General features: G+C 67.1%; 1 protein-coding gene. It reads left to right on the forward strand.

Annotation, left to right across the window (positions count from 1 at the left end; translation table 11 throughout):
* Positions 1-154: 154 nt before the first annotated feature.
* The coding region (locus KVS71_RS17195; protein ID WP_217585124.1) for a 2-C-methyl-D-erythritol 4-phosphate cytidylyltransferase at positions 155-322 on the forward strand (168 nt) is incomplete at its 3' end.

Genomic DNA, 322 nt, shown 5'->3' on the forward strand with positions numbered 1-322 from the left:
AGATCCTCATCTCGGAGCTGGCACAGGCCGAGAAGATCGACGAGGACAAGGCAGGCGCGCTACTCGACGAGCTCCTCGCGACCTGAGACGTCCTTCACGGAAGGCAGGTGCTTCGGCACCCCCCTTTCGTCGTTCCCGCGGGTAACGTGAAGCTGTGAGCATCCTCCCCGTCCCGCACATCGCGATCTTCGTCGTCGCCGCCGGTTCCGGCACCCGTCTCGAGGCGGGGGCGCCCAAGGCCTTCGTCGGCATCGACGGACGGTCCATCCTGCGGCACGCCCTCGACGGCGTGTTCGCTGCGGCTCCCATGCAGGTCATCGTC

This window comes from Microbacterium sp. GbtcB4, assembly GCF_019091465.1.
Classification (GTDB): Bacteria; Actinomycetota; Actinomycetes; order Actinomycetales; family Microbacteriaceae; genus Microbacterium; species Microbacterium paraoxydans.